This window comes from Micromonospora echinospora, from assembly GCF_900091495.1.
Classification (GTDB): Bacteria; Actinomycetota; Actinomycetes; order Mycobacteriales; family Micromonosporaceae; genus Micromonospora; species Micromonospora echinospora.
Genome location: NZ_LT607413.1, coordinates 5,785,676 through 5,797,573 on the forward strand (window position 1 = coordinate 5,785,676; position 11,898 = coordinate 5,797,573).

An 11,898-nucleotide genomic window follows, 5' to 3' on the forward strand; every position below is an offset into this window, starting at 1 on the left:
ATGCGTGCCGGACCGGCCGACGGAGCGCTCCCGGTTGAACGGACGGTCGTCGGCGGCGGCCCGGCGGATGCTGTCCAGCAGCGGTGACCGGCCGGGCTCCGGAGCGGCGCGGGTTGCCCCGGCGGCGAGCGCTCAGGGGCGGGTGCCGGCGGCGCGGGCGCGGGACCAGCCCGGCGTGGACACCGACGCCGTCCGGACCGACGCGTCCCGACCGGCTCGGGCGGACGCGCTCAGGCGGGACGGAAGGCCGGACCCTTCGAGCCGCCGGACTCCGGGCGGGCCAGGCAGTGCACCAACCAACCCTGGTCGGCGGGCAGCTCGATCGGCCAGGCGTCCCGGACCCAGGCGCGGGTGCCGGCCGGCTCGGCGCTGCGGGCCGCCAGGACCGACGACGAACAGGCCACCGCGATGGTGGGGTGGGCCAGCAGTTCGTCCTGCGGCAGGTCGGCCGCGTCGTCAGGCCGCCGGATCGCGGCGAACGTCTCCCAGGAGTGTTCGCCCGCGCAGTTCGCCTTCCGGGGCGGCATGGCGGTGCCGCTGATGGCGACCAGGCCGCCCCAGCACAGCGGCGTGGTGGGGCAGAGTTCCGCGCCGCAGGCGGTGAACCCGTCCGGCACCGCCGACGGGGTGGCGTTCGGCCGGGTCGGGTCGGCGTCGGCCGGTGACCCGGTGCCGTCGCCGACCACCTGCAACGCCGTGAGACCGGCGACCAGGACGAGGACGACCGCTCCGGTCAGCACCGCCCACCGCCGCTGCGTCGACCGGCCCCGGACCGGCGTCACCGATCCCGGTGGTGGAACGGTGACCGACGGGCCCGCGACCGGCGGAGCCGACAGAGGTGGGCCCGCGACCGACGGGCCCGGGACCGGTGGAGCCGGCACCGCTGGGCCCGCGACCGGGACGGGCGCGGGCGGGTGGGGGACCGTGCCGGACGACCAGCGCGCGGCAGCGGCCAGCGCGGCGGCGGACGGCCAACGGTCCGCCGGCTCGGTGGCCAGGGCCCGCTCGACGACGGCCCGCACCGGCTGCGGTACGTCGTCACCGAGGGCCCGGGGGACCGACTGCACCCGTTGCAGGGCGATCGCGTACGGGTTGTCCCCGGTGAACGGACGCTGCCCGGTCAGGCATTCGTAGGCGGCGAGCCCGAGCGAGTAGACGTCACTGAGCGCGGTGGCCGGCCGACCGAGCACCTGTTCCGGCGAGAGGTAGGTGGGCGTACCGAGAACCGCGCCGGACGCGGTCAGCAGTGACGCGTCGTGCCGGCGGGAGATGCCGAAGTCGGTGATCAGCAGCGTGCCGTTCGGCCGGACCAGGAGGTTGGCCGGTTTGATGTCGCGGTGCACGATGCCGCACTCGTGGACCGCCTGGAGTCCGTCCGCCGCCTGGGCGACCAGGTGCATGGTGTCGGCGGGGGAGAGCCGCCCGTGTCGGGCCAGGATCTGGGACAGCGACTGCCCGTCGACGAACTCCATCACCAGGAAGGTCAGCCCGTCGCTGTGCCCGTAGTCGTGGATCGACGCCACGGCGGGATGGTTCACGCTCGCCATCGCCTTCGCCTCGACGAGGAACCTGCGGGCGAAATCCGGATCGTCCGCCACGCCCGGCAGCATGGCCTTCACCGCGACCGTCCGGTCGAGCAGCACGTCGACCGCCCGCCACACCTCGCCCATGCCGCCGGCGCCGATCCGGGCGTCGAGTCGGTACCGGTCGCCGAGTCGTTGGCCAGGGCGCAGCATTCCCTCTCACCGTCCGTACGTCGCATCGTCCTGACGGCGGGCCGACCGTCGCGACATCATGCCACAGCGCGGGGCGGGGCCCATCGGCCGAGCGCCTCTTCGCCCGACCTCGGGCCCGGTCGCTGCCGGCGAGGTGGAGCGTCGTCGCCTACCCGGGTACGAGCGCGGACGGTGCCGCCGGGGGGACGACCGTTCCGGCCAGGATGTCGGTGGTGAGGTGGGCGCGGATGCCGGCTTGCCCGCTGTCGCCGAAGCGTGCGACGACAGTGCGGACGTGCTGCTCGGCGGCGTCGGCGAGGCCGTCGTAGACGGTGGCGAACACCTCCCGGGCCGGCTCCCGGAGCCATCCGGGGGGAAGGAGCTGGATCGGTAGCTGCGGGTCGAGCGTGGGAAAGCGCCGGAAGGTGTCCATGACCTCGGTGCGGGCCCGTACCGCCTCCGCGCCGCTGACCTGGCCGCTTTCCACCTGTGGCAGGAGCGGCCGCCAGCGTTCGAGGAAGGTCTCATAGTGCCGGGCGATCGCCGCGACGTCCCAGGCGTCGAGAGGACGGCGGTTGGTGACGGTGTCGAGGTCGGCGGGTCGTCCGCGGAACACCGTGACGGTGCCGGTGACCTGGCCGAGTCGGATCTGGTCCTGCGGGGTCAGCTCGTGCGGCGAGATCCACAGGCCGTCGTACAGCGGCGCGAAACCCAGCCACCGGAGCTGCCCACGCAGGGCCCGCCGCTGGGTGCCCCGCTCCTGGGGGAGCGAGAAGGCGACGAGGGTCCAGCGACCGTCCCACGGCTTCGCCGCGGCGGTGGCGGTGAGGATCCACCGGCCACCGCTGGCCAGGTCGACGGCGGCGGCCCGGCTGAGCCGGTAGAAGCTGTGCCGTCCCTGTCGGCTGCCCTCCAGCACGCCCCGGCGGACCAGCCGACTGATGGCGGCACGGGCACCGGTGGGGCTGACCCGGGCTTCGGTGAGCAACGCGACGATGGCTGCGGACGGGAGCCAGGCCAGGTCCCGCAGCGTGTAGTCGGCCAGCAGCGTCACCGCCAGCCCCTGGGGCGAGTTCCCGGCCTGCCGTCGGGGCAGCCGCACCGCGTGGTCCTCGTCCTCGGGGAAGATCTCCTCGATGTGGAAGGGGCTGTTCACGGGGACGCTCCGGGGCGGTTCGGGGACGGTGCATCGACTGTAGACGGCGTCCTCGCCGGCCGACGGACAGTGGACCGTCGACGACACCCGCCCCATCGAGCTATCTCAATTGACACTTCTTGGTCCGAGGGGGAGACTATTTGTCATACGACGTGCGTGGGCCGGGCAGGGCAACCCCAGATGTCGTGGGCCGGGACGTGCCAGCGCGGGGAGCCGGGTGTACCCGTGTCAGGGTGCGCGGCCCATCTCGACCTGTAGAGGTAGGAGATCGTGCGTACGAGAATCAGACGGAGTCTGCTGTTCGCCCTGGCCGTGTCCCTGGCGATGGTCGGACTCGTGGTCCCCGCGTTCGGACCGGCCCACGCGGCGTCGCTGGTCGAGGTGACCAGCTTCGGTGACAACCCGGGACGGATGCGGATGCACCTCTATCTGCCCGACTCCCGTCCGGCCCGGCCGGCGATCGTGCTGGCCATGCACGGCTGCGGCGGGTCGGGCCCGGGCTTCCACTCCGGCAGCGAGTTCGCCTCGCTGGCCGACCGGTACGGATTTGTCGTCATCTACCCGACGGCGACCCAGCAGGCCGGGTTCGGCAACTGCTTCGACACCTGGTCGGACGCCGCCAAGCGGCGTGGTGGCGGCAGCGACCCCGTGTCGCTGGTGTCCATGATCAATTTTGTGCACCGTCAGCACGGCGGCGACCTCGACCGGGTCTACGCCACCGGCAGTTCGTCGGGCGGCATGATGACCAATCACATGCTGGCCGTCTACCCCGACGTGTTCAGGGCCGGAGCCGCCTTCATGGGAGTTCCGTACAACTGCTTCGCCAACGCGGCCGACTACCCGCCCGGAGCCAGCCAGTGCACCGGCGGAACCATGAACCGGACGCCGCAACAGTGGGGTGACGCGGTCCGGCAGGCATACCCCGGCTATTCCGGCCCGCGCCCACGGGTGCAGCTCTGGCACGGCACCAACGACACGCTGGTGCCGTACCAGTTGTTGCAGGAGTCGATCGAGCAGTGGACCGACGTGTTCGGTCTCGGCCAGACTCCCACCTCCATCGACACGCCCCAGTCCAACTGGAACCGCCGCCGGTACGCCGACTCGCACGACACCGTCCAGGTGGAGGCGTACGCCGTCCAGGGCGCCGGCCACAGCCTGCCCTCCGGCGGCATGGCGGCCGCCGCCGTCCAGTTCTTCGGCCTGACCACGCCGACCACTCCTGCGCCGACCACGCCGCCGCCGGGTTCCGGCGCCTGCCGGGTGGCGGTCGGCGTCAACGCCTGGAACAACGGGCTGACCGAGGACCTCACCATCACCAATACCGGCACCAGCGCCGTCAACGGCTGGTCCCTGGTCTTCACCCTGCCCGGTGGTCAGGTCATCACCTCCGGGTGGAACGCGTCCTATACGCCGTCCTCGGGGCAGGTGACGGCGCGGAACGTGGCCCACAACGCCGCCATCCCGGTCAACGGTTCGATCACCGTCGGTTTCCAGGCCACGCACACCGGTGACGCGGCCGGGCCGAGCGCCTTCACCCTGAACGGCGCGCCCTGCGCGCTCGCCTGAACCGACCGGACGTCACCCGTCGGCCGACCCGGCCGCGCATGCCGGCGACCGGGGTGACGCGCCCGCAGACCCTTCGACGTGTCGACGCCGCTGTCGGCGTCGGCACCCGGGAGAACCCGTCCCACCGGACGAGGCCCAGAGGAGCAGATGATGAGAACGATGGACGAGACTCGTCCCACCTCCACCCCGGGACGCCGCTGGCGGTCCGGACTGGCCGTCGTCGCGGCGGCCGTCGTCGCGACCGGCACGCTGGTCGCGGTGAACACCGTTCCCGCCGACGCGGCGTCGGTGGACACCGGAGCCTGGTACGTCATGGTCAACCGCAACAGCGGCAAGGCGCTCGACGTGTACGACCGGGCGACCGGCGACGGCGCGCGGATCACGCAGTGGTCCCGGAACGACGGTGACCACCAGCAGTGGAAGTTCGTGGACTCCGGGGGCGGCTACTACCGGCTCGCGTCCCGGCACTCCGGCAAGGTCCTGGACGTGGCGAACTGGTCGACGGCCAACGGGGCGACGGTCCAGCAGTGGACCGACCACAACGGGGCGAACCAGCAGTGGCGGTTGACCGACTCCGATGGCGGGCACGTCCGGTTGACCAACCGCAACAGCAACAAGGTGCTGGAGGTGCAGGGCGCCTCGACCGCCGACGGCGGCAACATCGTGCAGTACGACGACTGGAACGGCGCGAACCAGCAGTGGCAACTCGTCCGCGTCGACGGTGGCACCGCACCGCCCACCACCCCACCGCCCACCACCGGTCCTCCGGGGAACGACGGGTGTGGCAGGACTCCGACGCTGCGCAACGGCACCCACCAGATCCAGAGCAACGGCAAGAGCCGGTCGTTCATCCTGCGGATGCCCGCCACCTACGCGAACAACCACCGGTACCGGCTGATCTTCGCGTTCCACTGGCGGGGCGGCACCGCCAACGAGATCGATTCCGGCGGGACGAGCGGGCAGGCCTGGTCCTACTACGGCCAGTGGGAGCAGTCGGGCAACAACGCGATCCTGGTCGCGCCGCAGGGCCTGGGCAACGGCTGGGCCAACTCCGGTGGCGAGGACGTCACCTTCGTCGACGACATACTCCGGCGGATCGAGGGCGACCTCTGCGTCAACCCGGTGCAGCGGTTCGCGACTGGCTTCAGCTGGGGCGGTGGCATGAGCTATGCCCTCGCCTGCGCCCGGCCGACCGTCTTCCGGGCCGTCGCGGTCATCGCCGGCGGACAGATCAGCGGATGCAGCGGCGGCACCCAGCCCGTCGCGTACTTCGGTCTGCACGGGATCTCGGACAACGTGCTCACCATCGCCCAGGGGCGGGCGTTGCGCGACACGTTCGTCCGGAACAACGGTTGTGCCCAGCAGAACCCGCCCGAGCCGGCGGCCGGTAGCCGGACGCACGTCACCACCGGCTACGCCGGCTGTCGAGCCGGGTACCCGGTGCAGTGGGCCGCGTTCGACAACGGGCACCTGCCCGCCCCGGTCGACGGGACGTACGCCGAAAGTGGTGTGACGACCTGGACCAAGGGCGAGATCTGGCGGTTCTTCGCGCAGTTCTCCTGACCTCGGGCTGGCAGGCAGGCGGCAGGACGCCGCAGCGGTGACCGAGCGGGCGGGCTCCGGCGGGCGGGGGTTCACGAACTCCGGCGGACGCCTGTCCCGCTCGGGGCCGGCTTCGGCGTCTAGTCCGGCGTCTGCGGGCCCAGGAGACGGATCTCCTCGATGTCCAGCACCGCCTGGAGTTCCCGCAGCACGGTGTCGTCGATCTCGTTCGCGTCGCGCAGGCGGGTGATCTCGCGGCGCTTGCGGGCGAGCACCTCCAGCCGCAGCTGCCGCTCCACGTCGCGGTTCCGTCCGGACTCCTCGTCCTCGGGGGCCTGGATGCTTTCGAGGTGGTCCTCGTACTCGGCGCGTACCCGGTCGACGATGTCGGCCGTCGCGTCGAGACCCCGCGCCACGTCGGGTAGCGCCGCCAGGCCGGCCCGGGTGGCGCTCACCCGGGCCTGACGGGTCTCCTCGACGCGCGGCTCGTCGCCGACGAGACCCGCCCACCGGACGACCAGCGGCAACGTGGTGCCCTGGATCAACATGATCAGCACGATCACCAGCGTCGTGCAGAAGATGATCAGGTCGCGCTGGCCGACCGGCTTGCCGTTGGCGGTGACCAGCGGCACCGCGAGCGCCGCGGCCAGTGACACCGCGCCCCGGAAACCGGCCCACCCGGCCGCCGTGCGGACCCGCCAGCCCACCCGGAGCTCACGCTGCGAGCGTCGGCGGTCGACCACCTGGAGGACGTACGTCGACAGGTGCACCCACGCCATCCGGGTCGCGGTGACCGTGCCGGCCACCACCAGCCCGATGATCATCGCCCGCCCGAGCGACGTGCTGGTCTCGCTCTCCACGATGCGGGGGATCTGCATGCCGAGCAGGACGAAGAGCCCGCCGTTGATCAGGAACGTGGTGAGGTCCCAGAAGGCGTAGGCCATCAGCCGGGAGGGGGCCCGGATTATCCGGGGTGCGGCGTAGGAGAGCAGCAGCCCCGCGACGACCACCGCCAGCACCCCGCTGGCGTGGACCTTCTCCGCGAGCAGGAACGCGACGAACGGGGTGAGCACGCTCAGCGCGCCCTCCCGGAGCGGGTCGTCGAGGCGTCGCCGGATCAGGATCACCACACCGCCGACCAGCACGCCGGCCGCGACCCCGCCGGCGAACGACCCGACGATCTGCCCGAGGAGCCTCGGTGCTCCCGGTGCGCCGTCCCCTTCGAGCAGGCCGAGCGCGACGGCGAACAGGACCAGCGCCGTGCCGTCGTTGATCAGACTCTCCGCGCGGAGGATGGTGAGGAAGCGGCGGGGCATCCGTTTGGCCAGGCCGGCGACGGCTGCGGCGTCGGTGGGGGCGAGCACGGCACCGAGCACCCAGGCCACGGCCGGGTCGACGCCGAGCGTCTGCGCAACCCACCACACCGTGACCATGGTGATCGCCACCAGCCCGACGGCGAGCAACGCGATGGCCGGCAGGTTGGTGCGGATCTCCCGCAGGCTGATGCTGAGACTCTCCCGGTAGAGGATCGCCGGGAGGAACAGCAGCAGCACCACGTCCGGCTCCAGCACCACGTCCGACAGCGGCGGGGCGAGCGCCAGCAGCGCACCCATGCCGATGAGCAGGACCGGCGGCGCGACCCGGTACCGCCCACCGAGCGTGGTCCCGACCAGCACGGTGGTGGCCAGCACCGCGATCAGCACGAGACCTTCCACGCCGCCCCTCGCCCCCCGTCCGGCCGTCGCCCCGGCCCGGCCAGCCCTCCTCGTCCGTCCCCTCAGTGTGGGACGGCGGACCGGCGGCGCGTCGCGGAACGGCGTGAGCAACCCGGCGGAGCGTGGCGTCGGGGCGCTGCGTCCCGACGCCGACGGGTTCCGGCGGGTGCCGCCCGGGTCAGAGCAGCGGGTCCACGTACAGCAGGCGCAGGTTGTTGACCGGGGTCGCCTGGGCCGTCAGGTACGCCTTCACCTGGCTCGGTGTCCAGGTCGGGTACCGCTGGAGCACCCGGGCGGCGGCTCCCGGCGACGTGGGGTGCCGCCGGTGACGGTGTCCTGATGCTCCGTCACCCGGTGCGGTGCGGCGTCCCGGTCAGGGCGCGGGCCAGTTCCGCAACAGGGCGTCGAGGGCGTCCAGGACGCGCGTCCAGGTCTCCTGGGTGTCCGGGGCGCTGTGGCTGAACGCGCCGCCCATCTCCAGGCTGACGTACCCGTGGAAGACGCTGCCCAACAAGCGGACCGCGTGCGTCTGGGCCGGCTCGGTCAGGTCGTAGCCGCGCAGGATCGCCCGGGTCAGCTGAGCGTGTCTGCCGCCGGCGCTGGCCGCCGCCGTCTCGGGGTCGAGTCGGAGCTGGGCCGCCGCGTAGCGGCCGGGGTGCTCCCGGGCATAGTCGCGGTAGACGTTCGCGAGGGCGGTGAGCGCGTCCCGACCGGCCCGACCGGCCAGGGCGTCGGCGGCCCGGTCGGCCATCTCCGCCAGGGCGAGCAGGGCGATCCTGGTCCTGAGGTCCTGGGAGCTGCGCACGTGTGAGTACAGGCTCGCGACCTTGACGTCGAACCGCCGGGCGAGCGCCGACACGGTCACCTGCTCGAAGCCGACCTCGTCGGCCAGCTCCGCTCCCGCCCGGGTCAGGCGTTCCGCGTTCAGCCCCACACGTGCCATGCCACTCCTCCCGCCTGCCTCATGAGATTATGCATTTGCCTAATGCCTTTAGGCAAATTAGCGTGGCCTGTCGTGAAGCCGTTGACCGAACACGAGATCCGTACCGCCTTCGTGAACTGCACCAAGGGCCAGGCGAAGCGGCTGTACGTTCCGCGCGACCTCGCCGACCGCCCCTGGGACGACCTGGACTTCCTCGGCTGGCACGACCCCCAGGCCCCCGACCGCGCCTACCTCGTCGCCGAACTGGACGGCCACCCGAGCGCCCTCGCGTTGCGCCGTCCCAGCCCCGTCGCCGGGCAGGCGCGACGCGGCATGTGCTCGATCTGTCTGACCACCCACAGCGACGTCTCCCTCATGGTCGCGCCGAAGGCCGGCAAGGCCGGGCAGCAGGGCAACTCGGTCGGCACCTACCTGTGCGCCGACCTCGCCTGCTCGCTGTACGTGCGGGGAAAGAGGGACGCCGGTGCCGGCGCCCGGCTCCACGAGTCGCTCACCCTGGAGGAGAAGATCGAACGGACGGTGGCGAACCTCGCCGCGTTCGTCGCCCGGGTGACGGCGTGAACCAACGTCGTGGATGCGACGGCGGAGACGTGCGCGTGCCCGACAGGCCGCCTTGCCCCCGCGAGCCGGGCGCTACGTCGTCGACGTGTTGTACCGATCGAGCGTCGCCTTGGACGTCGAAGCGTCCTGGAAGACGAGCTCCCACGGGCCGGTGTTGACGTCCATGTCCTTGCCGAAGCCCACCCACTTTCCGGCCATCCGTCGACCCGTGGGCTCGGCCAGAAGCTGGATCGCGCCGTGGTATCGGGCGCCCCGGTAGTAGCCGGCCGGGTCGGTCTGCTCCACCCAGGTGCCGGTGACGACAGCGCCGTCCACGGTCAGATCCAGCGACAGCGACGATGCCGCCGACCCGGGCAGGCTGCGGGCGGTCAACCGGTCGCCGTGCTGAAGCACGACCAGGAAGTGCTGCCCGGCGAAGGACTCCCCCCGGCCGCTGGAGTAGTACTGGTAGCGGCTGAGCCATACGCCCTCGTACGACCGGTGGACCGTGGCTGGCCTGGACTTGGGCGTGGGCGTGGCCAGGTTGGACATGGGGGATGTCAGGTCGTGCCCACCGTGCTGGTCGTCGGCGACCTGGCCGTCGGGCACTGCGGCGAAACCGAGCAGCGAAATGGGTAGGCCGGTGACGACTTCCAGCGCACGGGCGTAGACGGGCCGCGGCGCGGCGATCGCGCCGGACTCCCATCGCTGGACGAGTCTCTTGTTGGCGTCGTTGGGCTCGCCGACGCGGTGGCCGGCGGCTTGGAGCGCGCGAGCGAAATCGTCCTGGCTCATGCGCATTCCGATGCGGACGGAGCGCAGGGCGGTGTTCGGGACGGTCATGACCGCCACCATAGCGTGATGTCGCCTGAATGTCGCCAGTCATGTGACCGGTTTGCCGTATCCAGTGTCGTCGCAGTCGGTGACATCTCGGCGTCATTGTGGATGGCGCGCGACGGCCGGGCTTGCCGCCGTGCTTCTGCTGACGGAGGTGGGGATGCAGGGCGAGGGCGACGACCCGGCGGTGAGGCCGGGCGAGCAGGTCCAGGCGGCCGAGCGGGAGGCGGCGAAGCGGCGGATTCTTGCGCAGGCCGAGGCGGATCGGGTGCCGGTCGAGGAGACGACCCGCGCGGTGCCGGATCGGCGGTGGCGTCGTGGACAGCGGTGATCTGCTGCCGGTCGGTCGTCGGGTGGCGTACTGGCGAGGGCGGCGGAAGCTGTCTCAGCAGGTGCTCGCGGATCGGCTGGGCAAGTCCAAGAGCTGGGTCGACAAGGTCGAGCGGGGTGTCCGGTCGCTCGACAAGGTGTCGACGCTTCAGAGCATCGCTGCCGTGCTGCGGATCGACACGGCGGTGCTGCTCGGTCGGGACGCTCAGCCGGCCGGGCTGATCGAGCGTGTCGAGGGTGTGGAGCGGATCCGGGTGGCGCTGTCGACGTACGAGATCGCGTTGGAGCGCCCGTCGGCCCGCCGGGTGCTGCCGGGCGATCGGCTGGCGCGGGAGGTCGCGCATGTGTGGACGACCTTCCAGCACGCCCGCTACCCGCAGGTCGTCGATCTGCTGCCGCAGTTGGTGGCCAGCGTGCAGCGCACCCACGCCCACGATCCCGACAGGGGTCGGGTGCCGTTGGTGGAGGCGTACCGGGTGACGGCCGCGCTGCTGGTGAAGCTCGGTGCCCCCGACGTGGCGTGGCTGGCCGTCGACCGGGCGATGACCGCCGCTACCGGTGACCGGGTGTCGGTGGCTGCCGCTGCCGTGCAGCTCGGTCAGGTGTTGCGCGCGTCAGGGCGGGCGCGGGTGGCGAAGTCGGTGACGTTGACGGCGGCGTACCGCATCGCCCCGCCAATGATCGAGTTCGGCGACCCGTCGGAGCTGTCCCTGTGCGGAACGCTGCTGGTGCAGGCCGCCCTGGCCGCCGCCCGTGACGGGGACGACGGCACCGCCGTCGAGCTGATCGACGAAGCCGCCGAGATGGCGGCGCGAGTGGGGGACGGGCACGACTTCTACCGGACCGGGTTCGGGGCGACGGCGGTGGAGTTGGCCCGGATCGCCGTGGCCGTGGAGTCGGGTGACGCGGAGGAGGCCATGGCCCGGCACGAGAAGGTGACCAGGCGGGACGGCTGGCGGTGGCTGGCCGCCGAACACCGCGCCGCGTATCTGGTCGACGTCGCCCGTGCCTACCTCCACGCCGACGACCCGGTCAGCGCCGGCCGGGTCCTGACGGAGGCCGAGCGGATCGCACCGGCCGAGATCCGTCACCGACCGGCCGGCCGAGAAATCCTCGCCCAGGTCGCCCGCGACCCTGCCGCCCCGACGACGCTCAGCCACCTCGCCGCGACGCTCGGGGTGGGCTGAACGGTGACCGCGCCGTTCCTGTCCCTGGCGCAGATCCGCAACCGGCTGTCTGCTGCCGGTCGGGCGCGACGGGAGGTGCCGGTGACCGGTGGGCGCATGGACGGGGCAGCTCCACAGCGTGCCGACGAACTCCCCACCCAGCCGCGCAGAACCGGGCCGGACCACTGCGTATCGCCGATGTGGGGGTGTCCTGCTGCCCGGACACCCCCATGTCGCCGGAACGGAGTGGAGCGGTGCGGAATCGGACCGGGCCGCCGAACGGCGAGCGGGATCGTCGACCGTGGACGCGGCGGTCCGGAGCGCGTCGCACCGCCCGAGGTGGACGCGCGGGACCCGACGGCGCCTGCCGACTCCCTGTTAAGTATTG

10 protein-coding genes are annotated in these 11,898 nt (G+C 72.2%); 5 read left to right on the plus strand and 5 right to left on the minus strand.

From position 1 onward, the window contains the following. Positions 1 to 230: 230 nt before the first annotated feature. Both GA0070618_RS24870 and GA0070618_RS24875 read right to left on the minus strand, forming a co-directional pair. Positions 231 to 1,736: a serine/threonine-protein kinase gene (locus GA0070618_RS24870; RefSeq protein WP_088983784.1), complete on the minus strand. Its 1,506-nt coding sequence runs from the start codon at positions 1,734 to 1,736 to the stop codon at positions 231 to 233. A 148-nt stretch (positions 1,737 to 1,884) separates the two neighbouring features. After that, the gene (locus tag GA0070618_RS24875) at positions 1,885 to 2,871 is read right to left on the minus strand and encodes a PaaX family transcriptional regulator (RefSeq protein ID WP_088985812.1); all 987 of its coding nucleotides are present in this window, start codon (positions 2,869 to 2,871) and stop codon (positions 1,885 to 1,887) included. 324 nt (positions 2,872 to 3,195) lie between these two features. Between GA0070618_RS24875 and GA0070618_RS24880 the strand changes: the two genes are divergently transcribed. Both GA0070618_RS24880 and GA0070618_RS24885 read left to right on the plus strand, forming a co-directional pair. Beyond that, positions 3,196 to 4,437 carry an extracellular catalytic domain type 1 short-chain-length polyhydroxyalkanoate depolymerase gene (locus tag GA0070618_RS24880; protein ID WP_088985813.1) on the plus strand — a complete coding sequence of 414 codons (1,242 nt, stop codon included), beginning with the start codon at positions 3,196 to 3,198 and terminating at the stop codon, positions 4,435 to 4,437. Positions 4,438 to 4,596: 159 nt separating this feature from the next. Next, positions 4,597 to 6,000 (plus strand): RICIN domain-containing protein, encoded by a 1,404-nt coding sequence (locus tag GA0070618_RS24885; protein ID WP_414467533.1) that lies wholly within the window; start codon positions 4,597 to 4,599, stop codon positions 5,998 to 6,000. Positions 6,001 to 6,119: 119 nt separating this feature from the next. Here GA0070618_RS24885 and GA0070618_RS24890 read toward each other — a convergent pair whose 3' ends face one another. Together GA0070618_RS24890 and GA0070618_RS24895 are read right to left on the minus strand one after the other, a co-directional pair. Beyond that, the gene (locus GA0070618_RS24890; protein ID WP_172900327.1) at positions 6,120 to 7,694 is read right to left on the minus strand and encodes a Na+/H+ antiporter; all 1,575 of its coding nucleotides are present in this window, start codon (positions 7,692 to 7,694) and stop codon (positions 6,120 to 6,122) included. Positions 7,695 to 8,067: 373 nt separating this feature from the next. Further along, a complete protein-coding gene (locus GA0070618_RS24895; RefSeq protein ID WP_088983786.1) occupies positions 8,068 to 8,637 on the minus strand; it encodes a TetR/AcrR family transcriptional regulator in 570 nt (189 codons plus the stop codon). A gap of 72 nt (positions 8,638 to 8,709) precedes the next feature. Here GA0070618_RS24895 and GA0070618_RS24900 point away from each other — a divergent pair, with 72 nt between their 5' ends. Then, the gene (locus tag GA0070618_RS24900) at positions 8,710 to 9,198 is read left to right on the plus strand and encodes an FBP domain-containing protein (RefSeq protein WP_088983787.1); all 489 of its coding nucleotides are present in this window, start codon (positions 8,710 to 8,712) and stop codon (positions 9,196 to 9,198) included. 72 nt (positions 9,199 to 9,270) lie between these two features. Here the strand turns inward: GA0070618_RS24900 and GA0070618_RS24905 are convergent, their stop codons facing one another. Continuing rightward, a complete protein-coding gene (locus tag GA0070618_RS24905; RefSeq protein ID WP_088983788.1) occupies positions 9,271 to 10,032 on the minus strand; it encodes a helix-turn-helix domain-containing protein in 762 nt (253 codons plus the stop codon). A gap of 118 nt (positions 10,033 to 10,150) precedes the next feature. Here GA0070618_RS24905 and GA0070618_RS24910 point away from each other — a divergent pair, with 118 nt between their 5' ends. Together GA0070618_RS24910 and GA0070618_RS24915 are read left to right on the plus strand one after the other, a co-directional pair. Next, positions 10,151 to 10,345, plus strand: coding sequence for a hypothetical protein (locus GA0070618_RS24910; protein ID WP_088983789.1), 195 nt, complete (start codon positions 10,151 to 10,153; stop codon positions 10,343 to 10,345). After that, positions 10,332 to 11,531, plus strand: a complete 1,200-nt coding sequence (locus GA0070618_RS24915) for a helix-turn-helix domain-containing protein (RefSeq protein WP_231931446.1) — start codon at positions 10,332 to 10,334, stop codon at positions 11,529 to 11,531. Before GA0070618_RS24910 ends, GA0070618_RS24915 begins: the two co-directional genes overlap by 14 nt. Positions 11,532 to 11,898 lie beyond the last annotated feature (367 nt).

Excerpts from the sequence above, each read along its gene's own strand:
- GA0070618_RS24895 (WP_088983786.1), bottom strand. The coding sequence starts at position 8,637 with ATGGCACGTGTGGGGCTGAACGCGGAACGCCTGACCCGGGCGGGAGCG.
- GA0070618_RS24870 (WP_088983784.1), bottom strand. The coding sequence starts at position 1,736 with ATGCTGCGCCCTGGCCAACGACTCGGCGACCGGTACCGACTCGACGCC.
- GA0070618_RS24880 (WP_088985813.1), top strand. The coding sequence starts at position 3,196 with ATGGTCGGACTCGTGGTCCCCGCGTTCGGACCGGCCCACGCGGCGTCG.
- GA0070618_RS24905 (WP_088983788.1), bottom strand. The coding sequence starts at position 10,032 with ATGGTGGCGGTCATGACCGTCCCGAACACCGCCCTGCGCTCCGTCCGC.
- GA0070618_RS24885 (WP_414467533.1), top strand. The coding sequence starts at position 4,597 with ATGGACGAGACTCGTCCCACCTCCACCCCGGGACGCCGCTGGCGGTCC.